25 protein-coding genes and 2 tRNA genes are annotated in these 24,724 nt (G+C 37.7%); 15 read left to right on the forward strand and 12 right to left on the reverse strand.

Annotation, left to right across the window (positions count from 1 at the left end):
* The first annotated feature begins 20 nt into the window (after positions 1–20).
* The gene (locus A6E03_RS05855) at positions 21–986 is read left to right on the forward strand and encodes a trypsin-like serine protease (protein ID WP_065593371.1); all 966 of its coding nucleotides are present in this window, start codon (positions 21–23) and stop codon (positions 984–986) included.
* Between the two features lie 73 nt (positions 987–1,059).
* On the opposite strand, the gene A6E03_RS05860 is transcribed toward A6E03_RS05855, so the two are convergent.
* Positions 1,060–2,187, reverse strand: a complete 1,128-nt coding sequence (locus tag A6E03_RS05860; RefSeq protein ID WP_065593372.1) for a fatty acid desaturase — start codon at positions 2,185–2,187, stop codon at positions 1,060–1,062.
* A 320-nt stretch (positions 2,188–2,507) separates the two neighbouring features.
* Here A6E03_RS05860 and A6E03_RS05865 point away from each other — a divergent pair, with 320 nt between their 5' ends.
* Positions 2,508–2,744 carry a DUF3389 domain-containing protein gene (locus A6E03_RS05865; RefSeq protein WP_065593373.1) on the forward strand — a complete coding sequence of 79 codons (237 nt, stop codon included), beginning with the start codon at positions 2,508–2,510 and terminating at the stop codon, positions 2,742–2,744.
* A gap of 130 nt (positions 2,745–2,874) precedes the next feature.
* Here A6E03_RS05865 and A6E03_RS05870 read toward each other — a convergent pair.
* From A6E03_RS05870 to A6E03_RS05885, 4 genes are all read right to left on the reverse strand, one after another.
* A tRNA-Asp gene (locus tag A6E03_RS05870) sits at positions 2,875–2,951 on the reverse strand.
* Between the two features lie 38 nt (positions 2,952–2,989).
* Positions 2,990–3,080 (reverse strand) — tRNA-Ser (locus A6E03_RS05875).
* Positions 3,081–3,162: 82 nt separating this feature from the next.
* A complete protein-coding gene (locus A6E03_RS05880) occupies positions 3,163–3,660 on the reverse strand; it encodes a RimK/LysX family protein (protein ID WP_065593374.1) in 498 nt (165 codons plus the stop codon).
* 196 nt (positions 3,661–3,856) lie between these two features.
* Entirely contained in the window at positions 3,857–4,801 is a 945-nt protein-coding gene (locus A6E03_RS05885) for a TerC/Alx family metal homeostasis membrane protein (RefSeq protein ID WP_065600382.1), read from the reverse strand.
* Between the two features lie 389 nt (positions 4,802–5,190).
* Between A6E03_RS05885 and A6E03_RS05890 the strand changes: the two genes are divergently transcribed.
* Complete coding sequence (locus tag A6E03_RS05890) at positions 5,191–6,354, forward strand: tetratricopeptide repeat protein (protein ID WP_065593376.1); 1,164 nt, start codon at positions 5,191–5,193, stop codon at positions 6,352–6,354.
* Between the two features lie 93 nt (positions 6,355–6,447).
* Here A6E03_RS05890 and A6E03_RS05895 read toward each other — a convergent pair whose 3' ends face one another.
* Positions 6,448–7,332, reverse strand: a complete 885-nt coding sequence (locus A6E03_RS05895; protein ID WP_255310592.1) for a metal-dependent hydrolase — start codon at positions 7,330–7,332, stop codon at positions 6,448–6,450.
* 239 nt (positions 7,333–7,571) lie between these two features.
* On the opposite strand from A6E03_RS05895, the gene nrdD reads away from it, so the two are divergent.
* The 4 genes from nrdD to A6E03_RS05915 all read left to right on the forward strand — a co-directional run bounded on the left by nrdD (position 7,572) and on the right by A6E03_RS05915 (position 12,153).
* Positions 7,572–9,692: an anaerobic ribonucleoside-triphosphate reductase gene (gene nrdD / locus A6E03_RS05900; RefSeq protein WP_065593378.1), complete on the forward strand. Its 2,121-nt coding sequence runs from the start codon at positions 7,572–7,574 to the stop codon at positions 9,690–9,692.
* The gene (gene nrdG / locus A6E03_RS05905; protein WP_065593379.1) at positions 9,692–10,162 is read left to right on the forward strand and encodes an anaerobic ribonucleoside-triphosphate reductase-activating protein; all 471 of its coding nucleotides are present in this window, start codon (positions 9,692–9,694) and stop codon (positions 10,160–10,162) included. Before nrdD ends, nrdG begins: the two co-directional genes overlap by 1 nt.
* A 90-nt stretch (positions 10,163–10,252) precedes the next feature.
* Positions 10,253–11,440 (forward strand): amino acid aminotransferase, encoded by a 1,188-nt coding sequence (locus A6E03_RS05910; protein ID WP_065600384.1) that lies wholly within the window; start codon positions 10,253–10,255, stop codon positions 11,438–11,440.
* 68 nt (positions 11,441–11,508) lie between these two features.
* Positions 11,509–12,153, forward strand: a complete 645-nt coding sequence (locus A6E03_RS05915) for an ATP-dependent zinc protease (RefSeq protein ID WP_065593381.1) — start codon at positions 11,509–11,511, stop codon at positions 12,151–12,153.
* A gap of 74 nt (positions 12,154–12,227) precedes the next feature.
* Here the strand turns inward: A6E03_RS05915 and A6E03_RS05920 are convergent, their stop codons facing one another.
* From A6E03_RS05920 to A6E03_RS05935, 4 genes are all read right to left on the reverse strand, one after another.
* Positions 12,228–13,643 (reverse strand): lytic transglycosylase F, encoded by a 1,416-nt coding sequence (locus tag A6E03_RS05920; RefSeq protein WP_176703457.1) that lies wholly within the window; start codon positions 13,641–13,643, stop codon positions 12,228–12,230.
* Positions 13,644–13,812: 169 nt separating this feature from the next.
* Complete coding sequence (locus A6E03_RS05925; RefSeq protein WP_255310594.1) at positions 13,813–15,738, reverse strand: methyl-accepting chemotaxis protein; 1,926 nt, start codon at positions 15,736–15,738, stop codon at positions 13,813–13,815.
* Between the two features lie 57 nt (positions 15,739–15,795).
* Positions 15,796–16,335, reverse strand: coding sequence for a hypothetical protein (locus A6E03_RS05930; RefSeq protein WP_060992246.1), 540 nt, complete (start codon positions 16,333–16,335; stop codon positions 15,796–15,798).
* 83 nt (positions 16,336–16,418) lie between these two features.
* Entirely contained in the window at positions 16,419–16,796 is a 378-nt protein-coding gene (locus tag A6E03_RS05935) for a YgiW/YdeI family stress tolerance OB fold protein (protein ID WP_065593383.1), read from the reverse strand.
* Between the two features lie 225 nt (positions 16,797–17,021).
* On the opposite strand from A6E03_RS05935, the gene A6E03_RS05940 reads away from it, so the two are divergent.
* Genes A6E03_RS05940 through yjjG form a run of 5 tightly spaced genes read left to right on the forward strand, consistent with a single transcriptional unit; the run spans position 17,022 to position 21,770 of the window.
* Entirely contained in the window at positions 17,022–18,509 is a 1,488-nt protein-coding gene (locus A6E03_RS05940) for a cobyric acid synthase (protein ID WP_065600386.1), read from the forward strand.
* A gap of 13 nt (positions 18,510–18,522) precedes the next feature.
* Positions 18,523–19,257 carry a molybdate ABC transporter substrate-binding protein gene (gene modA / locus A6E03_RS05945; protein ID WP_065600387.1) on the forward strand — a complete coding sequence of 245 codons (735 nt, stop codon included), beginning with the start codon at positions 18,523–18,525 and terminating at the stop codon, positions 19,255–19,257.
* Entirely contained in the window at positions 19,257–19,946 is a 690-nt protein-coding gene (gene modB, locus A6E03_RS05950) for a molybdate ABC transporter permease subunit (RefSeq protein ID WP_065593386.1), read from the forward strand. Before modA ends, modB begins: the two co-directional genes overlap by 1 nt.
* Position 19,947: 1 nt before the next feature.
* Positions 19,948–21,042: a molybdenum ABC transporter ATP-binding protein ModC gene (gene modC, locus A6E03_RS05955; RefSeq protein ID WP_065600388.1), complete on the forward strand. Its 1,095-nt coding sequence runs from the start codon at positions 19,948–19,950 to the stop codon at positions 21,040–21,042.
* Positions 21,043–21,089: 47 nt separating this feature from the next.
* Complete coding sequence (yjjG, locus tag A6E03_RS05960) at positions 21,090–21,770, forward strand: pyrimidine 5'-nucleotidase (RefSeq protein ID WP_065600389.1); 681 nt, start codon at positions 21,090–21,092, stop codon at positions 21,768–21,770.
* Between the two features lie 96 nt (positions 21,771–21,866).
* On the opposite strand, the gene A6E03_RS05965 is transcribed toward yjjG, so the two are convergent.
* Positions 21,867–22,055: a DUF2986 domain-containing protein gene (locus tag A6E03_RS05965; protein WP_065593389.1), complete on the reverse strand. Its 189-nt coding sequence runs from the start codon at positions 22,053–22,055 to the stop codon at positions 21,867–21,869.
* A gap of 4 nt (positions 22,056–22,059) precedes the next feature.
* Positions 22,060–22,578 carry a DUF2058 domain-containing protein gene (locus A6E03_RS05970; RefSeq protein WP_065593390.1) on the reverse strand — a complete coding sequence of 173 codons (519 nt, stop codon included), beginning with the start codon at positions 22,576–22,578 and terminating at the stop codon, positions 22,060–22,062.
* A gap of 87 nt (positions 22,579–22,665) precedes the next feature.
* On the opposite strand from A6E03_RS05970, the gene A6E03_RS05975 reads away from it, so the two are divergent.
* The 3 genes from A6E03_RS05975 (at position 22,666) to torC (ending at position 24,717) form a co-directional block, all read left to right on the forward strand.
* A complete protein-coding gene (locus tag A6E03_RS05975) occupies positions 22,666–22,974 on the forward strand; it encodes a DUF1289 domain-containing protein (protein WP_065593391.1) in 309 nt (102 codons plus the stop codon).
* Positions 22,975–23,304: 330 nt separating this feature from the next.
* Positions 23,305–23,481 carry a trimethylamine N-oxide reductase system protein TorE gene (gene torE / locus A6E03_RS05980; protein ID WP_065593392.1) on the forward strand — a complete coding sequence of 59 codons (177 nt, stop codon included), beginning with the start codon at positions 23,305–23,307 and terminating at the stop codon, positions 23,479–23,481.
* Between the two features lie 57 nt (positions 23,482–23,538).
* Positions 23,539–24,717 (forward strand): pentaheme c-type cytochrome TorC, encoded by a 1,179-nt coding sequence (gene torC, locus A6E03_RS05985; RefSeq protein ID WP_065593393.1) that lies wholly within the window; start codon positions 23,539–23,541, stop codon positions 24,715–24,717.
* The last annotated feature ends 7 nt before the right edge of the window (positions 24,718–24,724 follow it).

A 24,724-nucleotide genomic window follows, 5' to 3' on the forward strand; every position in this document is an offset into this window, starting at 1 on the left:
CTGTGTATCAAGGAATAAAGATGAAGACAGTTCTTGGGGTGTTGTTACCATTATCATTGTTTTCTTCTGCTCTACAAGCAGAGGAAGTTAATATTGCACCATATATTGTTGGAGGGGATCCTGTAAATGTTGCGGGTTATCCTTTTATGGCATCGCTTATGTTTGAATATGAGAGTCAACCAGGAAGCGTTTATCCATTTTGTGGCGGTTCAATATTAGATAGCACTCATATTTTAACCGCAGCCCACTGTGTTTATGATGTCGCTTCTTACCGTATTGGAAATATGAAAGTAGCAATAGAAGCGAATGATGGCCAAGGCATGTTGGCAGCACAAAGAGTATCAGTAAAAAATATTTATTATCCGAATAATTACAATGATTTAACGTTACTTAATGACGTAGCAGTACTTGAGCTATCTCAGCCTTTATCGACATATACACCATCACATGCTGCCATATTAGGTGATTTGACAGTTGAAGGGCAGGGATATAGAGCTGCTCCAGTGAAAAACTTTAATATTATTGGTTATGGTCGATTAAGTTCAAGTACAGCAAATAGCCAAGTCGATTTTATGCAAGCAACGGTTGAATACGTTGCTCCTAATGTATGCGATATATGGACTAATTTTACCACATCAAATAAACAGGTTTGTACAACGGGTAGTTCTTTTGATAGCAGTCATTTAGTGACTGCAACATGCCAAGGTGATTCTGGCGGTCCGTTGGTTTGGGATAACAACGGTGTAAAAACACAAATAGGTATTGTAAGTTTTGGTCCTGGTGTTTGTGGTGATGGTTCTCTGGTTGCACAGTCAGTTTTTACCGATGTCAGTCAATATGCAGATTGGATACGTAAAGCGCAGAATGGTGAAATAGCAGCAACAAGAACTGCGACAGATTTAAGTGATAGTTCTGGTGGTTCTTTGGGTTTTGGTAGCTTCTTTTCATTGGTTTTGTTTAGTTTATATCGTCGTAAGTTTTCTTGATTTTTGTATTCACATCAATAGAGAAAAAGGACAGCTCATTATGGGCTGTCCTTTTTATTTACGTTAAAAAAAATTAAACATATTGTAAAACAAGACTGTTCCATGCTCTTTTTTGTTGTTCAAACTGCAATTTAATTTGCTTATGTTGAACACTAAGTACTGCCAATTCATATTGTTTTGATAGTGCATTTTTTTTGTTTTCAATAAGCTGTTTTTTTGAATCATAGTATTCAGACATACGCTCAATTAAAACATCGTATTCTGCTTCTAAGTGTTCTTTTATGGCTTGATAATTTTGTAGTGTTGCAATTTTATCTTCGGCTTTTTTTCTCAACATTAGAGCTTTGGCTTTTTCAATTTTATCTTGTGGGCTAACTCGTAATTTATTAGTTAATCCTAACCATGAGCAGCTTTTAATTAGCCATTTTGTTGGATCGTATTGCCACCAATAAATACCATTGCGGTAATCGTTTTCAAAAATATGATGGTAATTATGGTAGCCCTCACCAAAAGTTAATATGGCAAGAATACCGTTATCGCGTGCTGTGTTTTTTTCGGTATAAGGTTGAGAACCCCAAATATGTGCTAACGAGTTAATAAAGAAAGTGGTGTGATGGCTTAAGGTTAAACGAACAGCACCAATCATTAAAAACATACCGATTATATCACCATAGATAACACCTAATAATAAAGGTATGCCAAAGTTCATTAGTAGAGCAAGAAGAACGTAATACTTATGCTGCCACATTACAATCTTGTCTTTTTGAAGATCTCGACAATTTGCATAATCATTATAAGCGGCAGGTTGGTAATGACGTAGCATCCAACCAATATGAGAAAACCAAAATCCACGTTTAGCAGAGTAAGGGTCTTTATCATTATTATCTACATGACGATGGTGAATTCGGTGATCAGAAGACCAATGAAGGGCGCTATTTTGAAGTGCAAACGCGCCACCTAAGGCAAAGATAAATCGTAAGGCTGGGTGTGCATTATAGGTTTTATGTGACCATAAGCGATGATAACCAGCGGTAATTGAAAGATTACAAAAGCTAAAAGCCAATAGAAGCCATATCCAATGTTCGCCATCTAAGCCATGATAGTAGGCATAAATAGGAGTAGCGACAAAAGCAAGCAACAAACTTGATGTAAAAACAAATACATTTAACCAAATAATTGGTGGTTTCGATCCCTTGTTCATAATTAACGTTCCATCTAGGCGTACAGTTGTGCGCTAGAATAATTTGTGTGATTCTTTTAGTCAAGAAGAGTAAGGGAAGAATATGTAACAAATGTGATGAGGTAATCTCAATTTTATTCATGATTCATTGCTTAAACAAATAAATAAGATCGAGGTAGTTATACCAACCCCAGTTATTATCTTGTTTATTCTTACTTGTAAGTTACTTTTTGACGTCATAAATATATTGTCGAGTTAATGGAATAGGTATGGTATTACTTTGAAGTGAAGGTAAAGAGGGTATAATTTGAAGCTATCAAACAGTGTAGAAGAAAATTAGAATGAAAATTACTTTTTCAGAAGGCGATATCATTGCAACTCAGCATGAGATTGTTGTTCGCTTAAAAAATAATTCGAGAACCACAATGCAGGCAGAAATTGATGCGCTAACTTTAATTGGTGGGGCAAATGTGATTAGTGCTGTTGGCAGTGGTATGAAATGGTCGCTGAAATTAGATGATGAGATCCAATTAAAGCAACTATCTCAAGAAATAGGCATAGCTATCGAATTTTATTGATATATATGGGTAGTAATCAGGTAGAGCAATTCGGTGTCTGCCTTGTTGTTTTGCTTGATACTGCTTGTTGAGATTTCATATTCGACAGATACAAAAAAGCCTCGTCATTTCTGACAAGGCTTCGTTGTATTGGCGGAGCGGACGGGACTCGAACCCGCGACCCCCGGCGTGACAGGCCGGTATTCTAACCAACTGAACTACCACTCCAATTTTTAAAACTCAGACTCTATCTGAATTTTGAAAAGTGGTGGAGGGATAGGGATTTGAACCCTAGAACCGCTATTAACGGTTGCCGGTTTTCAAGACCGGTGCTTTCGACCACTCAGCCATCCCTCCAGTGCGGTGAATAATAGTCAGCTTTGATTTTTATGTAAAGCATTTTTTTAAAATAAATCGTTAAGCGTTTAAAAAATAAACGTTATTCTACATTTTTTTCAACATCGACTAAGTAATCACCTTCTAACCAGTTGCGTCCGATTAATAATTTGTAATCTAGCTTACTTCTATCTCGAAGGTTTACGGCAATTTTCTTTTCTTTTCCATCGAACTGTAAATGCATTCTTACTGCATAACGACGTTCAACACCTTGAGCATTGCGAATTTTACTGACTTTTATAATACGACCAGTGTGTTTAGAGGCGATGTTTTCTTCGTTATAAGTCGTAAATGTAACGGTATCTCCTAAATGATCTCGCATATCATTACTTTCATCGTCCTGCCCAAGGATCTCAATATTCGTTGCATGGATAGAGGTTGTAGCTGCGCCTGTATCAATACGAGCTTTGTAGTTTGTATCAAGCTCTTTGATATGAATCGTTTCTATTTGCCCAACAATGGTTTTGTTTGAACAACGTTCACTAGCAAAGCTCGGTGCCGCGAGTAATAAAAAGCAGAGAGAGATAATGAGTTTTTTCATGATAACCTTTAATAATTAAATACAATAATAAAGCATAGACGCTTTAATGCTCTGTGAGTTCATTTATATGTAAAAGGTAGGACAAATTTATGCAAACACCTAATATCAATCTAAATAGATAATTGAAGATGTATTACTCATTTAGATTGAAATGATAGAAAATGGCGATGCTCAAATTAGCATCGCCGTTGCGGTGTTAAGCCTTCAAAGAGCGATTTTTAATAACCGATCCAATAATAGCTAATGAAATAATACCAATAATAGTTAGTAGTGAAATTACTGTTGGGACTTCATATGCAGTACCTACCAAGAACATTTTAATACCGATGAAACTTAGTATAAATGCTAATGCTGGTTGTAAGTAACAGAACTTATCTAACATACCTTGAAGAACAAAATACAAAGAACGTAAGCCTAATAGTGCAAATACGTTAGCTGCAAATACCAAGAATGGTTCTTGAGTGATGGCAAATATTGCAGGAATTGAATCTAGCGCAAACATAATGTCGGTAAACATAATCACAATAACAACCAACAATAGTGGGGTTGCGATTCTTTTACCATTTATTTTTGTAAGTAATTTGTGGCCATCGTATTTGTCATCAAATGGAATGTATTTCTTTGCAAATACGACCAATTTTGATGATGAAAAATCACTGGTCTCTTCGGTATTGGCAAACCATAATTTCACACCTGTAATGATTAAGAACACAGCGAAGATATATAAAATCCAATGGTATTCAGCGAGCAACCCAGCCCCGACAAAAATCATCACAGCACGTAATGCAAGAGCACCAATAATACCCCATAACAAAATACGAGGACGGCTTGATTCAGGAACCGCAAATTGACTGAAAATTAAAGCAAAAACAAATAAGTTATCTACGCTTAGCATTTTTTCGAGTAAATACCCGGTAATGAAAGCGATGCTGGCATCTTTAGGCGAATAGCTGCTGTTTGGTGCCATTAATGGCCAATAAACATAAATAGCAGCACAAAAAATAAAGGCAAGAACAAACCAGAAAAAAGACCAAAGTAATGCTTTTTTCAAGCTTGGTGCTTCTTTTCTTGTTTGAAACATATCTAGAGCGAATAGAGCGAGAACAACGAAACCAAAAAGTTCCCAAGTTAACGGTGACATAATAATTCCTTACAAGTAGGTGAAAGGAATCCCGCTAAAATGAGTGAGTAAACCTTCCACCATAAACAATAAAATTAACGTTATGGTGTTTGGTCTTGTCAAAGTGATTGGCATTCATTTGCCCACTTACAGATACCGGAAGCCTAAGCTTCGGGATGACGATATCTGAACAAAGTTAAGTATTAAACTTTGTGACTACTCCCCAAGATCTGGATAGTAATCCTCATTTTTGATTTTTACAAACAAAAACTACTTGAATAGAAGTAATTTATAAATCAAAGGCATCAGGCATGAATATTTTCAGCATAAGTCACAAAGTTTTCTCTCGAGTTTTTACCTTTTGTGTCGATAATATAGGAGATGTCAAAAAATAGAATAAATGGTGTAACATGAATTGGATTCAAATTGCTGTTGGTGGATTAATTACTTTACTTGTATTGGTGAGTGTGAATTTCTTCTTTGTAAATCAAAAACAAAATAAAAAAGAGAAGCAAAGGGAGATGAAAGCAAGCTCTTATCGTAGAGCATTAGCGGATGCTCGTGCTGCTGAACATCAAGAGCGAGTATATAAAGCACAAACAGGTCATATTTCAACTCAACTTTTTTTAGCGAAAGAAGCTGAAATGAATAACTTTGATGAAGCGTTACATTGGTATGAAATGGCTGCAAAGTTAGATAATAATATAGCAATGCGTTCGGTTATTCGTTTATGTGATAGCCGTCGTGAAAATTCAGGTCTAAAAGAAAAATCTGTATTTTGGAGTAAAGTTGTTGCAGCCCAAGATGGCGGAGCTGAAGAGAAACTAATACTGGGTATTGCCTTTTTACAAGGTAATGGCGTAGACGTTAACATGGAAAAAGGGATTAATTTAATCTCTGAAGCTGCAGAATTAGATTATATACCAGCTCAATTATTCATTGCTGATTGGTATATAGCAGAGTCCAATCCCCAACCTAATGCACGATTAGCCGCAGAATGGAATTTACGAGCAGCAATGCTTGATAATGTTGAAGCTCAAATCCGTATTGGTAAACAATATGCAGAGGGGCGAGGTGTTCAAGTTGATCCTAAAAAAGCTACGTATTGGTTAGAGCTTGCGGCAGAATCAGGTGATGCTAAAGCTCAGTATTTTGCTGGCGAAATGGGAGCAGGTACGAGCGAGAAGGGCAACTCTATTGCTTATATTTGGTTATGGTTAGCAGCAAAAAATGGTATTGAAGCTGCCGTGTCACGACGAGATCATGTTGGCCATCTAGTGGGGGTTGATACTGTTATTGGCTTACAGGGCATGGCCAAACCACTTTATGAAAAGATGGCTAGAAGTAAATTAAAAAAACACACCATTATTAAATCACTGGATAAACTATACCAACGCGAAAGCTATTTCCCTGAGAATAACGAATTTGTTGTAGGTGAAGAGATCGCAAGTAAATCGAATGATGATGCTAAAGAACTTAGCTCGGTGAAAGAACAACTAAATGTAGATAAAGCAGAAAAGAAAGAAAGTATTAACTTTAGTCAAACTAAAATGGATGGCGCTGCAAAATTCTAACCTATGAATAGTATGTTTAGCGTATAGATGTAAGGAGCACTTCATGGTGCTCCTTATTTATATCTAGAATAAAGTCAATTGGCTTTAAGCGGTTTAATTATATTCAAAAAGAATAGGACAATGGTCTGTCAGTTGGTATTTTTTAACGTCAGCTTGTTCAAACGATTGTTGAGTGACATTGAAATGGCTTTCAGACATGTTGGTAACTCCATGGTCAATTAAGCGAGTAAAAGTAGTGTACTTTGGCCAGCCTCGTTTCCATTGTTTGACGGTACAGCTTGCCTTTGTTTGCTCTGTCAGTAGAAAAGGCGTTTCTTCTGTTTGCGTATCAATATTTTTCCACAACCAACTTCTTCGGTGAGCAAGAGTATGATTAAAATCACCTAATATTAAATAAGAGTCGTTATTTATTTCTCGTAAATTAATCCAGTCAGTTAGCTCTTTGGTTTGTTGATCTAACGTTGAACATGCGTAATTCTTTTTCTTTTGTCCCATACAGCCTGATTTTAAATGTATTGAAAGAAGATGGACTGGCTGCTTATCAATAATAGCAATGACATAAGTGGCGTAGCGTAATTTACTGCTTTTTTTCTTGGGTAAAAGAGGGATGTCTCTAGGATCTGTAACTGAAATTGACTCATGAATAGCGAAACCAGTGTATTGGTTTATGTCATTAAACTGCTTTTTTGGGTGTGATGAACGATCGGATAAGTAAATTTTATACTCATTACCAACTACTTTTTTTATCGCCTCTACAGAATCCACTTCTTGAAAAGCTAAAATCTGACTATTAGATTGTAAAAAATATTTATTTAGTTGTTCAAAATCCTGCTTATGCCTTTCGGAGGAAGAAAATTCTTTAACAGGATTGAGCGTCAACCATTCCATGTTCCATGTTGATAATGTGATCGCGTTACTAGTAAATGAACTAAAAATGAGTATGCAAAAGCTAAGTAAGTGAGTAATTCGTTGATTCATAAGTCCTCCTGAAATGGCAAGCAGTTTAATCAAAATCTTACTGCATAGCACATAAAAAAATGTTTCATTTTATAGATTGCATAAAATTTGAGAACAATCTTAAAGCAGTGGTGAAACTAGAATCACCCTCAGATTTATGTTGATCTAGATCAAGGTATTTTATTCGTAGATCGAGCTTAATACACCACATCTTGTGTTAGCGAGTCTAATGCATCCACTATTTAGTATTTGGAGCCACTGTGAACATAACTGTAATCAAACGAGATGGAAGTCGTGCTGCCTATAAGAATTCTCGTATTATTGACGCTGTAAAAGGTGCATCAGAGCAGGTTACGCCTGAAATTGATAGTTATGCACAATTAGTGGCTCACGCTGTAGAGATTGCACTACAGGGACAAAAAGAAGTAGCGATTCGTCAGATCCAAGATTTAGTTGAAAACGAATTAATGCAAGGTCCGCACAAAGTGCTAGCGCGTGCTTATATTGAGTATCGCCATGACCGTGACATTGCTCGTGAAAAAATCAGTGTGCTAAATAAAGAAATTAGCGGCCTGATTGAACAAAGCAATGCTGAATTACTGAATGAAAATGCCAATAAAGACGGCAAAGTTATCCCAACGCAGCGTGATTTACTGGCGGGTATTGTGGCTAAGCACTATGCGACACGTCATATTTTACCGCGTGATATCGTTCAAGCGCATGAGCGTGGAGAGATCCATTACCACGATTTAGATTACGCACCGTTCTTCCCAATGTTCAACTGTATGCTGATTGACTTAAAAGGCATGTTAACAGGTGGCTTTAAAATGGGTAATGCGGAAATTGATACGCCAAAGTCGATTGCCACAGCGACAGCAGTAACCGCGCAAATCATTGCTCAAGTTGCAAGTCATATCTACGGTGGAACGACGATTAACCGTATTGATGAAATTCTTGCGCCTTATGTAACGGTTAGTTACGAAAAAGCGAAGAAATTGGCTGAGAAATGGAACATTGCGGATACTGAAGCGTTTGCTCAAGCGCAAACAGAAAAAGAATGTTATGACGCATTCCAATCTCTTGAGTATGAAGTCAATACATTGCATACAGCGAATGGGCAAACGCCTTTCGTTACGTTTGGTTTTGGTTTAGGTACAAGTTGGGAATCAAAATTAATTCAGCGTTCAATTTTATCGAATCGTATTGCAGGTTTAGGTAAAAACCGTAAAACAGCGGTATTCCCTAAATTAGTATTCGCTATTCGTGATGGCTTGAATCATAAAAAATCAGATCCACATTACGACATTAAAGAGCTTGCACTTGAATGTGCAACAAAGCGTATGTACCCAGATATCCTTAACTACGATAAAGTGGTTGAAGTGACGGGTTCATTTAAAACCCCAATGGGTTGTCGCAGCTTCTTAGACGTTTATGAAGAAAATGGCGAGCAAATTCATGATGGCCGTAATAACATTGGTGTTATCAGCTTAAACCTTCCTCGCGTTGCGATTGAAGCGAAAGGTGATGTAGCAGCATTCTACAAATTGCTTGATGAGCGTCTACTTCTTTGTCGTCGCGCATTAGAAACGCGTATTTCTCGTCTTGAAGGTGTGAAGGCTCGTGTTGCTCCTATCCTTTATATGGAAGGGGCGTGTGGTGTTCGTCTGAAACCAGATGATGACATCATTAATATCTTTAAAAATGGCCGTGCTTCTGTATCACTGGGTTACATTGGTGTGCATGAAACGATTGAAGCATTATTTGGTAATGATGATCACTTATATGACAATGCTGAACTTCAAGCAAAAGCATTAGAAATCATTCAATACCTAAAAGATGCGGTAGAAGTTTGGACAAAAGAAACAGGCTTTGGCTTTAGTCTTTATGGCACGCCAAGTGAAAATTTATGCTCACGTTTCTGTAAATTAGATAACACACAATTTGGTGTTATTAATAAAGTGACAGATAAAGGCTACTACACTAATAGTTTCCATTTAGACGTTCAAAAAACAGTAAATCCGTACGATAAGATTGATTTTGAAATGCCATACCCTGAGATCTCAAGCGGTGGTTTTATTTGTTATGGTGAATTCCCTAACATGCAACGTAATATTGAAGCGTTAGAAAACGTATGGGATTACAGCTACAGCCGTGTACCTTATTACGGAACAAACACACCCATTGATGAATGCTACGAATGTGGCTTTACGGGTGAATTTGAATGTACAAGTAAAGGTTTTACGTGTCCTAAATGTGGCAATCATGACTCAACCAAAGTGTCAGTAACACGTCGAGTATGTGGTTATTTAGGCAGCCCTGATGCACGTCCATTTAACTTCGGTAAGCAAGAAGAAGTTCAACGTCGAGTGAAACATTTATAATGAATTATCACGTATATCATTCAATTGATGTGATTAACGGACCGGGTACGCGCTGTACCCTGTTTGTTTCTGGTTGTGAGCATAACTGTAAAGGGTGCTATAACAAGTCCACATTAAATCCAAACTCAGGTCATGTATTTTGTCAGCAATTGGAAGATAAGATCATTGCCGATTTGAATGATACGCGTATTCATCGTCGAGGGTTGTCGCTGTCAGGTGGCGATCCTCTTCATCCAGCCAATTGTGAGGCTGTGCTTAAGTTAGTTAAGCGCGTTAAGTCTGAATGTGAGAATAAAGACATTTGGATGTGGACAGGTTATACGTTAAGCGAGCTTAACCCAACGCAGCAAGAGATTGTGAATTTGGTTGATACGTTAATCGATGGCCGATTTGAACAAGAGAAAGCGGATCCATCATTAGATTGGCGTGGAAGCAGTAATCAAATTATTCATTATTTTAATGAGTTGTAAAATTAGAGTAAAAAATTAAGTAATAAACCGTGATATTTTCCTATCTGAATGGTAATTTAAATGTATTACAGATCATAAGGATATGAAAATATGCTGCAAAATATAGCGACTCCTGCTAAAGATCCCATTCTTTCTCTCTCTATTGAATACCGTGCTGATGATCGCGACAACAAAGTCGATCTCGGCATTGGTGTTTATCGTAACGACCAAGGTCATACTCCAATCATGAAAGCGGTGAGTGATTCAGCGAAAGCTATCGCTGCTGAGCAAACCACAAAAGCGTACGTTGGCCTTGCTGGTTGTGAAGTCTTTAACCAAAGCATGGTTGATCTGTTATTACGTGATACGTCTGCTTATGAGCGTGTTTCTGCCATTCAAACGCCTGGTGCCAGTGGCGCATTGCGTATGATTGCCGATTTGATTAAATCAACAGAACCAGGCGCGACAGTTTGGATAAGTAACCCAAGTTACATTAATCATCAACCGGTAATGGAAGCGGCAGGCTTAAAGGTTAAGCATTACTCTTATTTTAATCCTGTAACGAAACACGTTGATAGTGAAACGATGATGGCTGATTTAGCCAAGGCTGGACCTAAAGACATCATCTTGCTGCACGGTTGTTGTCATAACCCAACAGGGGCGGATATTCGTCTGTCTGATTGGATAGCAATTACTGAATTGGCGTTGAAAAACGGCTTTATTCCTTTTGTTGATATTGCCTACCAAGGTTTTGGTGATGGCTTAGAATCTGATGCTGCAGGGTTACGCTTTATGGCGGATCGTGTGCCTCAAATGTTTATTGCAACTTCATGTTCTAAAAACTTTGGCTTGTACCGTGAACGCACTGGTGCAGCAATGGTTATTGCTGCCAATATTGAGATTGCGATGAACGCTAAAGCGAAATTATTACAAATGGCACGAGCGACTTACACCATGCCTCCTGATCACGGTGCGGCAATTGTAGGGCGTATTTTAAATGATGAAGCATTAACGCTATCATGGCGAACTGAGCTAGATACGATGCAAAAGCGTTTACTAGGTTTACGAACGAATCTTTGCGCTGCATTACGAGATGAAACGCAATCAACTCAGTTTGATTTTATTGAACAACACAAAGGTATGTTCTCTGTCATTGGCTTCAATAACGAGCAAATGTTGGCATTAAAATCTGACTATGGAATTTATGCAGTAGGGGACGGTCGTATTAATATTGCGGGAATGCAAGAGCAGCATATTGATTATATTGCTAAATCTTTTGCCTCTGTTGCAAATAAGTAACAGATTTTTTTGAGATTTATTACTATAATAGAATTAACGATTACAGATAAGACAGTAAAGGAAAACGCATGAAGATAACAAAAGAATGGTCAACGTTACTTTTACCTATTTTGCTTGCTGGTTGTATGTCAACCACCGCAACAACGCCAACGGACACCGCAACAACGGATAAACCGGCTGTTGAGCAACCAGTAACTCCGGAAACAAAGCCGGAAGTAAAACCAGAGCAAAAGCCACAAGTTGATCCTAAACCACCTGTAGCTAAAAATCTAAAAACTGCAGATGGTAAGTTGATTTTAGGCGAAGAAGAGTGGATGTACATCAAAGCGATTAACCATAACTCGAAAGCTCGAATTGATACAGGGGCTACAACCTCGTCAATTTCAGCGGTTGATATTGAAATGTTTGAGCGTGATGGAAAAGATTGGGTTAAATTTAAACTTGCTCATGGTGATAGTGAGACAAAAGAGTTTGAATCACCAGTGGCTCGTATCGTAACTATTCGTCAATCAAGTACAGAGAAACGTACTGATCGTCCAGTAATCGAAGCATGGGTACAAATTGGTGATTTAAAAACCAAAACTGAATTTACTCTTAATGATCGCACACACATGACATACCCAGTATTACTTGGGCGAACTTTTTTCCGTGATGTGGCAGTTGTGGACGTAAGTAAAAAGTACATTCAACCAAAAGTGAAATTAGCAAAATAACGTAAATAAATTATTTTGAAATAAAAAATGCCCAAATATCATATTTGGGCATTTTCGTTTGTGAATTTACATTATCAAAATAACTTATAATTAGAGGCGTTTTGTTGTTCTCTAAGGGCTTGAAGCAAGGCTATTTGTTTATAAATAACATAGTAACGGCTAATATTGGTAACGTAATGAACCGGTTCTTTACTGACGTATTTTCTAGCCATTATCTCAACGTTATTGAACCAAACATTAGGGTCATAGCCATGTTTTACTGCCATTCTACGCATTTTCCTTACGTTTGCAGGCCCCGCATTATAAGCGGCTAATGAAAAATACATTTGATTTTCTTTTGTTATTTCTGGCTTTTGGAAATAACGTTTATGCACAAAACTCATGTATTTAACACCAGCATGAATGTTGTGTTCTAATTGTCTAAAATTTTTAATGTTTATGTAAGGCTCTTTTGCTGTCTTTGGCAATACTTGCATAATACCGACAGCGCCCATGTGAGAAACCAAACGATTATTGAACCTAGATTCTTGATACGCTTGTGCTGATATCATCAACCAATCAAACTTATACTGGTCTGCATATTGTTCAAATAAAACAGCCAGAGCGTTAAATTGTTCCACTGTATTTGGGTTTAACGCTTTTGTAAGCCATTTGGAATTATCGAGATATTTATTGTAAATGACATTGCCTAAAAGCGATCCTTGTTTTATTTTATTCGCGTATTGATTCACTTCCGATTTTAACTGGGGGCTGTTTTTTCTCATTGCCCAACCGATACTGGCGTCAGTACGAAGGGGAAGCTCTTCATGAATAACGATATTATCCATTATTTTTGTCCACAGTTGAGATTTATGGCTATCAATGACTGTTATAGGGAGAATGTCTTGATTGATCATCTCCATTAGTTCGTAATCTTGTAGGTTTTCTTCAATAAATTGAACATGAATAGGAGGAACGCCATTAGCAGATAGCTGCTTGTTAATCTGTTGCAAACTTTCAAAGTAGCTCGAGCTGGCTCTTACCCAAACTTCCTTCCCTGATAGCTCTTCGTACGAAGTAATTGCTGGTGTTTTTTTTGATGTCACCAGCCATTCTTGGCTGTTACTAATGATAGGATCACTGAAATCAACATATTTTAATCGTTGAGGGGTAATGGTTAAATTAGCAACTGCAATATCACCAAAGCCGGCTTCAAGAGCATTAAGAAGGTCATCTCTTGGTACGGGGATCACTTGTACATTCACATTTATCTTTTTCTTATGTAAATGCAATTCAAAATGATGAATAAACTCGGCAATAATCCCTTTGGGCTGCCCTTTTTCTATATAGTAAAAACCGAGATCAGCAGAAACAAGAACACGGACGGTTCCTTTTTTCTTTAGGCTATCAAGATCTCCAGTATAAGGAACTTGTGCCAATGGAGAGAGTTCCAAAGCAAATACTAGGCTAGGGAAGAAGAAGAATAACAAAATATATTTATGTAAAAACATCATGTCGCAACATCCTTTTTTAACAACATGATAACAAGTTAGAGTTAAAAGGGCATGAAATCAAGTGTTTTTAGGATGATTGTTGTAATTCCTGTTTATAAACCAAAAACCAGAGTATTCATAATGAACACTCTGGTTTAATTTTGTTTTATACAAGTAACTTTAACGGCTAATACTTAAATAAGTTAACCTGATTATTAAGTTGCTTAGAAATACTACGCAGCTCTTCAGATAGCTTTTGAGAATTATCTGCTTGATGCGACATTTGGTCGGATACATCATTAGCGGATTGAATGTTCATACTTACTTCATCTGTCACTGTTCTTTGTTCTGCTGCGGCATTGGAGATCTGTGTTGCCATATCTGAAATTTGTATAATAGAAATTGAAATTTCTTCTAGGGCTTGCGTGGCATTATTTGCATCATCAACACTTGATTGAGCAAAAGTCTTACTTTCATCCATACTCTGAACAGCATTTGCGGTATTACGCTGTAAAGTTTCAATCATATGTCGGATCTCATCGGTAGAGCTATGAGTTCTTTGCGATAACACGCGAACTTCATCAGCAACAACAGCAAAACCACGACCTTGCTCACCCGCTCGTGCTGCTTCAATGGCAGCGTTTAGTGCGAGTAAGTTCGTTTGCTCTGCAATATCTCTAATTGTGGACAAAATAGTATTAATGTCTTGTGCATTTTTATTTAATTCTTGAATTATGCCTGAGGCATTCTCTACTTGAGAAGCTAAGTTAGTAATCGATTCTTGGTTTCGCATGATTACTTTTTTACCCTGTTCACAATGCTCAGTAGAGTTAACAGAAGAATCCGCTGTGATTTGTGCATTATTAGCGACTTCTTGAGCTGTTGCAGACATTTCATGAACAGCCGTTGCTATTTGAGATATTTCATTTAATTGAATAGCTAATCCATCACTAGTTTGACGTGCAACGGAAATACTGATTTTTGATTGAGAATCAAGCTTAGAAGATGAGGCAGCAATGTCTTTTACAATAATTTGTAGCTTTTCTACAAAGCCATTAACATGAGTCGCCAAAGTACCTATTTCATCTTTTGATTCTACTTTAATGCGTTGAGTTAAATCCCCATTACCATTTGATAAATCTTCCATTGCTACACTCAACACATTGAGGGGAGCTAATGCTTTTTGAACTAAGTACATAGCAAGTGCCGCAATAATAGTGATCTGCAACAAGGTCATTAATGCTGAATCGAATAAAACATCACGAACAGAAGAGAATGCATGTTGCTTATCTATAGTGACAAGTAAAAACCAATCTGTTTGTGGGATTTTTGCTGCAGTAACAAAGGCTGTTGAGCCATTTACTTCTATTTCTGTTTGTGTATTTTTTTGAGCAAGTTGCTGAATATCACGTAATGAAAAACCGCTTCCTAAAGAAGACGCTGGTTTCATTGCGAAGCTTGAATTAGGGTGAGCAACGAAATTACCATCACCATCAACTAAGAATGCAGATATTCCATTTTGATTGATCGCTTGAATATCATCGATAATAGATTGAATGCTAACATCAGCAGCAATAACACCGCGTTCATTATTTGTAATGAATGGTTGAGCTATGGTGATAACTAGTCCGCCATTACTGACATCCATATAAGGGCTAGTGACGACGGTTTTATTTTTGTTCGTTGCATCAATATACCAATCTCGTTGACGAGGATCATAATCATCAGGGACGGGATTGTCTTGATTGCTCTCATAAAAATCACCATTATCAAGGCCTGCATAAGAAATAATAAAGAGTCCAGATTTTTCTGCTTGATTTAGATATTCAACTGGAGAGCCTGAATGTGAAAAAGCACTAATAGATGCTTCGACAATATTAATCCGACCATTGATCCATTTTTCAATGCTAGAAGCACTTGTTTTTGTAATAGCGGCAGACAGTTGGTTAATAGAACGATATGTTTCCGTTATTAATTGTTTGCCTGTCATTGCTGTTTGAATGGATGCCATGACTAAAATGACAATAACGAACATTAAGGTAAGTTTATTTTTAATTGAGATATTTTTTAACATATTAAAACCACTAATTAATCCTTTAATAACGAACAACATAAAGCTGTCCAAAGCTTGTATCTTTAATAAGTTTGTAGAGGGAATTGATTTTTAAAATTAAAAAGTAAATCGTGCTGTCATCATCATTTGACCACCATAAACACCATTGAACTTAGCTTCAGCGCCCACTGATAATTGTTCGGTTGAGTGGAAGCGGAAATGAACACTGCCAATGTCTTTACTTACGTCACTATTAAATAGTTGACCGTATTGAGCACCTACTTCAATTTGCTGCATTAGCCATAATCTAAAGCCAATATTAATTTCAGTAAGCATCTCATCACCGAATTTGTCACTGCTGTTGTCTTTTACATTATGAAGAAGTAGTTGACCGTAAATATCGGAAAATTCATTAATTGGGCCATTAAAACCGATACCTCCAGCCACATCCCAATCACCTGAAAATTCAGTATCTACTTTAGCTACAAGGTGAGAGTTTTCTGTGAATTGTTGGTTAACTTGCACACCATAGGTACCTGGACTTGTACCGATACGAGCTTCAAAAAAACTATAAGGGAAATTGTTCGCCATTGCCGTTGAAGATGTCAGCGCTGTCGCTAAAAGAAGGGCTTTTTTGATGTACTTAGTTGATTCCATAACGTAGTTAACCTGATATTCATGAGTTTTATCTATGAAAAAGCCTGCAATAAGCAGGCCAGATTATCTATTGGTTGTTTATTTTATAGTGCTTGTAAGCGTTCTACTTCAATCTCTGGAGTACTTCCACCTTCATACTCACCAAAAATACGAACTTTAGTGGTTTCATTGATCGCGGTTGGTAGCGAAATATCATCATCCAGTTCAATTTGGATTTCAGTTGTACCATCAGAGAATACGTATTTATCTTTGCGAATATGACGAACAATATGGCCATCAATCGTTGCATCTTGTTCTGCAAACATTCCTGTGTCTTTTAATAACTCGGCCACAGTCGTTGTTGTTACTGGACCTGTGTAGTTCAATTGAGCGTGTTTATTGTTATGGTCGCCATTGTCAGCTAAAACGATGGTTGGAGATAAGATTAAGGCTGCTGTAATTGCAATGATTGTTTTTTTCATAATGGAATCCTTCATTAAATAAAATAGTTCAGCGCAGTGCGCTTTGTTTCGATGAGGCTATTAAAACAAAGTGTGGCTGAATCTATCGTGACTAATGTATTCATATTCTATTCATCTAAGAGACATGAATAAGAAGAAGGAAATAAGAGGTTGGATAATTAGCCTCTCAACTAAGAACAATGTTAACATTATCGATCTGACGTATAACGAAAACTAGATGGAATTATGACCGCTTTATCTCCGTTAATGGTTCAAGGAACCACTTCTGATGCCGGAAAAACCGTGCTTGTGGCAGGCTTATGCCGAGTGCTTGCAAATAAAGGGATCCAAGTTGCCCCTTTTAAACCTCAAAATATGGCACTCAATAGTGCGGTCACCGAAGATGGAGGGGAAATTGGTCGAGCTCAAGCGCTGCAAGCGGATGCCGCAAGAGTAAAACCTCATGTCCATATGAACCCTATCTTACTTAAACCCAATACAGATATCGGTGCGCAAGTTATTGTTCAAGGTAAAGCGATTGAAACCATGGATGCATGGGGTTTTCAAGATTATAAAAAACTAGCAATGCCTTATGTTTTAGAATCGTTTTCTTATTTGAACGATAACTATCAATGCGTAGTTATTGAGGGGGCAGGAAGCCCAGCAGAAATTAATCTACGTGAGAATGATATAGCGAATATGGGCTTTGCTGAAGCGGCTGATGTTCCTGTTATTATTGTTGCCGATATTGATCGTGGTGGGGTATTTGCGCATCTTTATGGCACATTAGCACTACTGTCTGAATCAGAACAAGCACGAGTAAAAGGCTTTGTTATTAATCGCTTTCGTGGTGATATTTCTTTATTGGTTCCGGGTCTTGAGTGGCTAGAAGAAAAAACAGGTAAGCCGGTATTGGGTGTTATCCCTTATTTGCACGGTTTAAATTTAGAAGCGGAAGATGCAATTAAAAGTGAGCAACAAGAAAAGGGCAAGTTTGTTGTAAAAGTGCCAGTCGTTACTCGTATTAGTAATCATACTGATTTTGACCCATTGCGTTTACATCCAGAAATAGATCTTCAGTTTGTTGGTAAAGGGCAGTCATTATCAGGGGCTGATTTTATTATTTTGCCGGGCAGTAAATCAGTTCAAGCTGATCTGAATTATCTTAAGTCGCAAGGCTGGGATAAAGACATTGAACGACACTTGCGCTTTGGTGGGAAAGTCATGGGAATTTGTGGTGGCTATCAAATGCTAGGTGAGCGTCTTTCCGATCCTTTAGGTCTTGAAGGTGAAGCCTCATCTATTGATGGGTTAGGTTATTTAGCCATTTCAACAGAATTGAAAAAACAAAAACAGCTTACTCTTGTTGAAGGGGAGTTGATATTACCGGATCAGACCGTTGCTAAAGTTACTGGTTACGAAATTCATGCAGGAGTTAGTACGGGCTCTCTATTGAATGAATCCCCGATAATGATTAATAATGAACCGTCAGAAAGACGTGATGGTACAGTTAATCAAGAGGGTTCTATTTTTGGAACCTATTTACATGGTATTTTTGATGAACCAGAAGCATTTGAAGCCATTTTATCTTGGGCGGGTTTGAAAGAAACTAAAGCGATTGATATGAATGCGATTCAAGAAGAAGCAATCGAACGTATTGCAGAGTCAATTGAAGAAAGCTTGGATTTATTTCAACTATGGCCAAGCTTGTTTGAAAAGAAATCCGCATATTAAGGGTCCAGTAAATATGTCTCGAATTACGTTATTTTTTATATTGTTGTTTAGTTCTTTATCCGCATCTGCGAGTGTGACGGTTTATGCCGCATCATCATTAACCAATGTAATGAACGATATTGTGGATGCATATCAGAATAAAACGGGTGAAAGGGTTCGTGTGAGTTACGCTGGTTCGTCGTCATTAGCTCGACAAATTGAGAATGGTGCACCAGCAGATATTTATCTTTCTGCAAATACTAAGTGGATGGATTATCTCATTGAGAAAGATGAAATTGAAGCGGACACGAAAGTAGATTTATTACGTAATAGTTTAGTGTTAATTGCATCAAAGACGACCCCGACAGAAAACACATGGCAATGGTTTCTTGGGCAAAAAGGTCTTCGTCTTTCAATGGCCGATCCTAGACATGTCCCCGCAGGTATCTATGGTAAGCAAAGTTTAGAGAAACAGTACCGCTGGTCTGAAGTGAAAGATAATATTGCATCAGGAAATAATGTACGATCTGCTTTACTATTTGTTGAACGTGATGAAGCACCATTAGGTATTGTCTATAAAACGGATGCTTTATTATCAAAAAATGTAACCATAGTTGAAGAATTTCCTGCAGACTCTCATGATCCTATTGTGTACCCAATGGCGATTGTGAAGAAAAAAAACTCAGATGAAGTGGCGGCTTTTTATCGATACTTACTTTCTGAAAGTGCAAAAGATACCTTTATTTCTTATGGATTTACAACAATTTAATGATATTGACAGATTACGAAATAGAAGCCTTATTGCTGAGCCTAAAAGTCGCAGGGATTGCGGTTAGTTTTTCTTTGCCGATTGGGATTTTGTTAGCATGGATACTTGCTCGCTGTGAGTTTAAAGGCAAAGCAATATTGGATGGATTAATTCATCTTCCCTTGGTATTACCGCCTGTAGTGATAGGTTATTTATTACTTATTTCAATGGGGCGACAAGGCGTTATCGGTAAGTGGCTTTATGAATTATTTGGTTTAACTTTTAGTTTTAACTGGAAAGGAGCGGCATTAGCCTCAGCCATTGTTGCATTACCCTTAATGGTCCGAGCTATTCGCTTAGCATTAGAATCGGTAGACCAAAAACTGGAACAAGCAGCAAGAACATTAGGCGCGTCTCGTTTTAAAGTTTTTTCTACGATCACACTTCCTTTAATGTTGCCGGGTATTTTAACGGGGGCAGTATTAGCGTTTGCTCGTAGTTTAGGAGAGTTTGGTGCAACCATCAGTTTTGTTTCTAATATAGAAGGTGAAACTCGAACGCTTCCTCTTGCTATGTTTAGTTACATTGAAATCCCTGGAGCAGAAATGGAGGCTGCACGCTTATGTGTGATTTCTATAGTTGTGGCGTTAATTTCGCTATTGCTCTCAGAGTGGTTAGCAAGAATAAGTAAAAAAAGGTTGATGGGATAAAATGTTAGTTATTGATATTCAAAAACAATTAGGTGATTTGGATTTGAACGTTCAATTATCACTCCCATCATCGGGTATTAGCGCTATATTTGGTCGTTCAGGGGCGGGTAAGTCGACACTTGCCAATGTGATTAGTGGTTTAACGTCTCCTGATAAAGGGCGGATCTCACTTAATAATTCGGTATTGTTTGATTCAAGTAAGAAGATATCAATACCGCCGGATCGCAGACATATTGGTTATGTTTTTCAAGATGCACGCTTATTTCCGCATTATAAAGTAGAAGGAAATTTACTTTATGGGTGTGATGGAAAGCGAACAACGTTATTTAATGATGTAGTGAAATTATTAGATATAGAACCTTTACTGCAACGTTATCCGCATTCATTATCAGGTGGTGAAAAGCAAAGGGTAGCAATTGGTAGAGCTATTCTTTCTGAGCCAGCACTGCTTATTATGGATGAACCGTTGGCTTCTTTAGATTTACCAAGAAAGCATGAGGTCATGCCTTATTTAGAAAGACTAGCCAAAGAGATTCAAACCCCGATCATTTATGTCTCACACAGTTTAGATGAGATCCTAAGATTAGCGGATCACATGGTCTTACTTAATAATGGAACCGTGAGTTTATCTGGTGACATCACATCGGTATGGAGTTCTCCATTAATGCGCCCTTGGTTAAATGCATCAGAGCATTCTGCATTATTAGAAGGGACGATAACTGAGCTGCATTCAGAGCACCCAATGACCTTGGTTACATTAAAGAATACGGCACAGGGCATTTGGGTGAAATCTCCTTGTGAGTGCACAGAAGAAGGTCAAAATATTCGTTTACGTATTCGAGCAAATGATGTTTCATTGATAAAACAACAGCCAGAATTTAGCTCCATTCGGAATATTCTCCCTGTTGTTATTGAGAGTTTAACCGAAGATAAAGAAAACGATGTAGTGGCAGTAAAACTGAATTTGTCTGGGCACGTATTATGGGCAAATATCACTCGTTGGGCAAAAGAAGAATTAGCGTTAGAGCCAAAACAAAAATGGTTCGCACAAATTAAAGGCGTAAGTGTTACTCAATCAGACTTGTGTTCTAAGTGATTGACTCATTTTATAACGATGTAGATATGACAGTAAGGATGTAGTTAATGAAGTACCAATGGATATTATTCGACGCTGATGAAACTCTCTTTCATTTTGATGCGTTTGCTGGTTTGCAACGCATGTTTTCAGGCTATGGTGTTAATTTTAGTAAAGAGCAGTTCATTGAATATCAGTTGGTAAATAAACCGCTGTGGGTACAATATCAAGATAATGAAATTACTGCGCAACAGTTGCAAGAAATTCGCTTTGAATATTGGGCTAACGAGGTAGGTGTAACACCAAAAGCGATGAATACGGCTTTTATGATGGCAATGGCCGAAATTTGTGCGCCATTAGATGGTGCTAGAGAGTTGCTTGATTCATTGTTAGCAAACAATGTAAAAATGGGGATTATCACTAATGGCTTCACTGAACTGCAAAAAAATCGATTAGAAAAAACAGAGTTTAGTCATTATTTCGAGCTTATCGTGATTTCAGAGCAAGTAGGCGTCGCAAAGCCAGATAAACGTATTTTTGAACATACTTTTTCTATGATGGGTGAGGTGGAGTTGTCCTCGATACTTATGGTTGGTGATAATCCTGACTCAGACGTGCTTGGTGGTATGAATGCCGGTATTGACACATGCTGGCTAAATGCAAGCCTACAAGAGTGCCCTGACGGCGTTAAGCCAACGTATACAGTCAAGACGCTTAATGATTTACAAGTGCTGCTAGATGCTGCCTAGAAGCCTTCCTACGCAGTAACCTATGCTGTTGTTATAAAAAAAGCCCCACTGTTTATTATAACAATGGGGCTTTTTTGTACCATTTGAGTAGAAATATTACTCTTCTGATGGTGTTAGTTGTTCAGTGTTTTCTGTTTCAACCGCTGCTTGTTCTGCCTCAAGCTCCATTTTCTCACGATCAGCTTTACAGATGTATTTTGGCTTATTGTGTGAACGGCTATTTTTTGTTTGAGTTCTGCGGTGCTTCTTTAAAAGGTTTTCTTTGATTTTGTTTTTACGGCTCATTGTATTACCACATTAAATCATCAGGAATAACGAACTCAGCGTATGGGTCGTCTTCATCCTGCGCATCTTCCGCTATTACGTTGTTAAGTACAACAACAGATTCATCGCGCAGAGTAATCTTATCGGCAACACCAGCAGGAACAACTTCGTAATCTTCATTAAAATGAACAATCGCTAAGCGACCAGCAACCAATTGAGTTTGCATTGTTTTATCAACATACATTTTTTTGACGAGTACGCCATCAGTAAAGTTATAACCGATATCACCATGTGTGCGATCCAGTTTATTTGCTGAGATAAGCTGTTTGATTTGCGCAAGCAATTCTTTCTGGTCTTTCTCTGCTTTGTGTTGTGCGCTCAATTCTTTGTCTTTTTCAGCTTGAGCTGCTTTGTTCAATTCAACCGCTGCTTTTGCTTCGCGATTTTGAACTCGAGATTTTTTTGAAGCTTTCTTTGCTTTTGCTACTTTCTTTTGGTTCACTAACCCAGCTTTTAGCATTTGCTCTTGTAAGCTTAGTGCCATAAATAATTCCTAATAATAACGATGTCGAATTCCGACGATTATCCCATGAGTTGTATGGGATTTAAAGGACAATAGAGAGAAGTAAAGATGAAAACACCGTGTATTGCTGCTTGTAAAAATGAAGGTGGTATTTGTATTGGCTGTAAACGCACCATTACTGAAATAATTGAATGGAAATCAATGAGCGATGGAGAAAGAGATAAAGTGATGGAAAGGCTATCGGGAAAATCATCCACACATACTTGTCCAGAATGCACAAAACCAGCTCAGTGCGATATCAAAATGGGGAAAGAGACGTGTTGGTGTTTTGAGGTCGAAACTCGGGATGTAGGTATCATTTCTGAGAACAATGAGTGTTTATGTCAACATTGTTTAGCAAAGAAACCTATAGCGTAAATTTTACGTGCTACTTTATAAAATAGAGCGTTAAAATTGATATGGATCTACTGACAAGGTTACCAATCTCACCTATACCTTAGTGGCATTTAACATTGTTAACAATTTTCACATAAAATTAATCTTTCACAAGTGTTAATAAATTTACACATTTAATTTCAATTAATTACATCTCTGGATGAACGCAAAAAACTAGTAGATAAAAGGGTTTATCTTGAAAATTTAATTGAAGCACTATTTATGAGGGATTAAAATCTATGTCAGATAGGTTCGACAACTTGTTAACATTTTCTATAATTATAAAGTAGAAAGATAACTAGGAATAAAATTATGAGCAATGCAATAAAGCAAAACGATGGAGCCAAACGTTCATCTGAATGGAAAGCCTTTTTCTTCATCACAGTTGTTCTTTTCCCAATTCTAAGTGTGGGTGTGGTTGGTGCATACGGTTTCTCTGTGTGGTTAATGCAGGCGCTGTTTTTTGGTATGCCAGGTCACGGTGGTTGATTCTTTTAAGAATACAACCATTACAACGAATTAGAATTAGATAAAAGAGAAGCAATTATGATGTCATTACTTAAAAAAGCTTGGTCGGTTTTTGCTCGCCCAAGTGTTCATATCAGCTTGGGTGTACTAACCCTTGGTGGTTTCATCGCTGGTGTTATCTTCTGGGGTGGCTTTAACGTTGCGCTAGAGGCAACAAATACAGAAGAGTTCTGTGTTAGCTGTCATGCAGACAACATCCAACCAGAATACGCAGGTACAATTCACGATAAAAACCGTTCAGGTGTTCGTGCTACGTGTCCTGATTGTCATGTACCTCATGAGTGGACTTCTAAAATTGCTCGTAAGATGCAAGCAAGTAAAGAAGTATTTGCTCACGTATTCGGTTTTATCGATACACCTGAGAAATTTGAAGAGCGTCGTATCGTTTTAGCCCAGCACGAATGGGACCGTTTTAGCGCAAACAAATCTCTTGAATGTCGTAACTGTCATGATTATGACGGTATGGATTTTTCTAAAATGCAACCAACAGCACGTATTCAAATGCAAGGCGCAAAAGAACGTGATCAAAGTTGTGTAGACTGTCATAAAGGTATTGCTCATAGCCTTCCTGCAAATATGGACAGTTCTGGCGGCATGGTAAGTGAATTAACTCAACTGGCGAGTAATACTAAATATGAAGATGGACAAACTTATGTATCTGTTCGTCACCTTCCTATGTATGAAGACGCTAAGCTGACTGTCGAAGCGGGCCTATTAAACCCTGCCTCTCAAGTGACGGTACTTGAAGAGAAAGGCGATGCAATGAAAGTTGCTATTGAAGGTTGGCGTAAAGTTAAAGGCTTCGGTCGTGTTATCCAAGAAGATTTTGGTATGAACATTGCGGTTGGTGCTTTACTTAAAGATGCAGCTCAGAACGATAAATTTGTTCAGAAATTTGAAACGAAAGAAGATGACCTAACGGGTCTACCTTGGCAACGTGTAACGGTGAGTCTATGGATGAAGAAAGAAGATTTCTTACCTGACTACACAACGGTTTGGCAAAAAGCGGAAGAATCATACAAAACTAACTGTTCTGTATGTCACACTCAACCAGCTGAAGGTCACTTCGATTCAAACACATGGCCTGGTATGTTTGACGGTATGATGGCATTCGTTAACTTCGATACAGACAGTAAATCACTTGTATTGAAATACCTACAAAAACACTCTTCAGATTTTTCTGACGAAAAACACTAAGAATTAA

The sequence above is a fragment of the Aliivibrio sp. 1S128 genome (assembly GCF_001691065.1).
In the GTDB taxonomy this organism is placed as follows: domain Bacteria; phylum Pseudomonadota; class Gammaproteobacteria; order Enterobacterales; family Vibrionaceae; genus Aliivibrio.

Bases quoted from the DNA above. Each gene is read 5' to 3' on its own strand.
- A6E03_RS05855 (WP_065593371.1), top strand. From the start codon at position 21: ATGAAGACAGTTCTTGGGGTGTTGTTACCATTATCATTGTTTTCTTCT.
- A6E03_RS05860 (WP_065593372.1), bottom strand. From the start codon at position 2,187: ATGAACAAGGGATCGAAACCACCAATTATTTGGTTAAATGTATTTGTT.
- A6E03_RS05865 (WP_065593373.1), top strand. From the start codon at position 2,508: ATGAAAATTACTTTTTCAGAAGGCGATATCATTGCAACTCAGCATGAG.
- A6E03_RS05880 (WP_065593374.1), bottom strand. From the start codon at position 3,660: ATGAAAAAACTCATTATCTCTCTCTGCTTTTTATTACTCGCGGCACCG.
- A6E03_RS05885 (WP_065600382.1), bottom strand. From the start codon at position 4,801: ATGTCACCGTTAACTTGGGAACTTTTTGGTTTCGTTGTTCTCGCTCTA.
- A6E03_RS05890 (WP_065593376.1), top strand. From the start codon at position 5,191: ATGAATTGGATTCAAATTGCTGTTGGTGGATTAATTACTTTACTTGTA.
- A6E03_RS05895 (WP_255310592.1), bottom strand. From the start codon at position 7,332: ATGAATCAACGAATTACTCACTTACTTAGCTTTTGCATACTCATTTTT.
- nrdG (WP_065593379.1), top strand. From the start codon at position 9,692: ATGAATTATCACGTATATCATTCAATTGATGTGATTAACGGACCGGGT.
- A6E03_RS05910 (WP_065600384.1), top strand. From the start codon at position 10,253: ATGCTGCAAAATATAGCGACTCCTGCTAAAGATCCCATTCTTTCTCTC.
- A6E03_RS05915 (WP_065593381.1), top strand. From the start codon at position 11,509: ATGAAGATAACAAAAGAATGGTCAACGTTACTTTTACCTATTTTGCTT.
- A6E03_RS05920 (WP_176703457.1), bottom strand. From the start codon at position 13,643: ATGTTTTTACATAAATATATTTTGTTATTCTTCTTCTTCCCTAGCCTA.
- A6E03_RS05925 (WP_255310594.1), bottom strand. From the start codon at position 15,738: ATGTTGTTCGTTATTAAAGGATTAATTAGTGGTTTTAATATGTTAAAA.
- A6E03_RS05930 (WP_060992246.1), bottom strand. From the start codon at position 16,335: ATGGAATCAACTAAGTACATCAAAAAAGCCCTTCTTTTAGCGACAGCG.
- A6E03_RS05935 (WP_065593383.1), bottom strand. From the start codon at position 16,796: ATGAAAAAAACAATCATTGCAATTACAGCAGCCTTAATCTTATCTCCA.
- A6E03_RS05940 (WP_065600386.1), top strand. From the start codon at position 17,022: ATGACCGCTTTATCTCCGTTAATGGTTCAAGGAACCACTTCTGATGCC.
- modA (WP_065600387.1), top strand. From the start codon at position 18,523: ATGTCTCGAATTACGTTATTTTTTATATTGTTGTTTAGTTCTTTATCC.
- modB (WP_065593386.1), top strand. From the start codon at position 19,257: ATGATATTGACAGATTACGAAATAGAAGCCTTATTGCTGAGCCTAAAA.
- modC (WP_065600388.1), top strand. From the start codon at position 19,948: ATGTTAGTTATTGATATTCAAAAACAATTAGGTGATTTGGATTTGAAC.
- yjjG (WP_065600389.1), top strand. From the start codon at position 21,090: ATGAAGTACCAATGGATATTATTCGACGCTGATGAAACTCTCTTTCAT.
- A6E03_RS05965 (WP_065593389.1), bottom strand. From the start codon at position 22,055: ATGAGCCGTAAAAACAAAATCAAAGAAAACCTTTTAAAGAAGCACCGC.
- A6E03_RS05970 (WP_065593390.1), bottom strand. From the start codon at position 22,578: ATGGCACTAAGCTTACAAGAGCAAATGCTAAAAGCTGGGTTAGTGAAC.
- A6E03_RS05975 (WP_065593391.1), top strand. From the start codon at position 22,666: ATGAAAACACCGTGTATTGCTGCTTGTAAAAATGAAGGTGGTATTTGT.
- torE (WP_065593392.1), top strand. From the start codon at position 23,305: ATGAGCAATGCAATAAAGCAAAACGATGGAGCCAAACGTTCATCTGAA.
- torC (WP_065593393.1), top strand. From the start codon at position 23,539: ATGATGTCATTACTTAAAAAAGCTTGGTCGGTTTTTGCTCGCCCAAGT.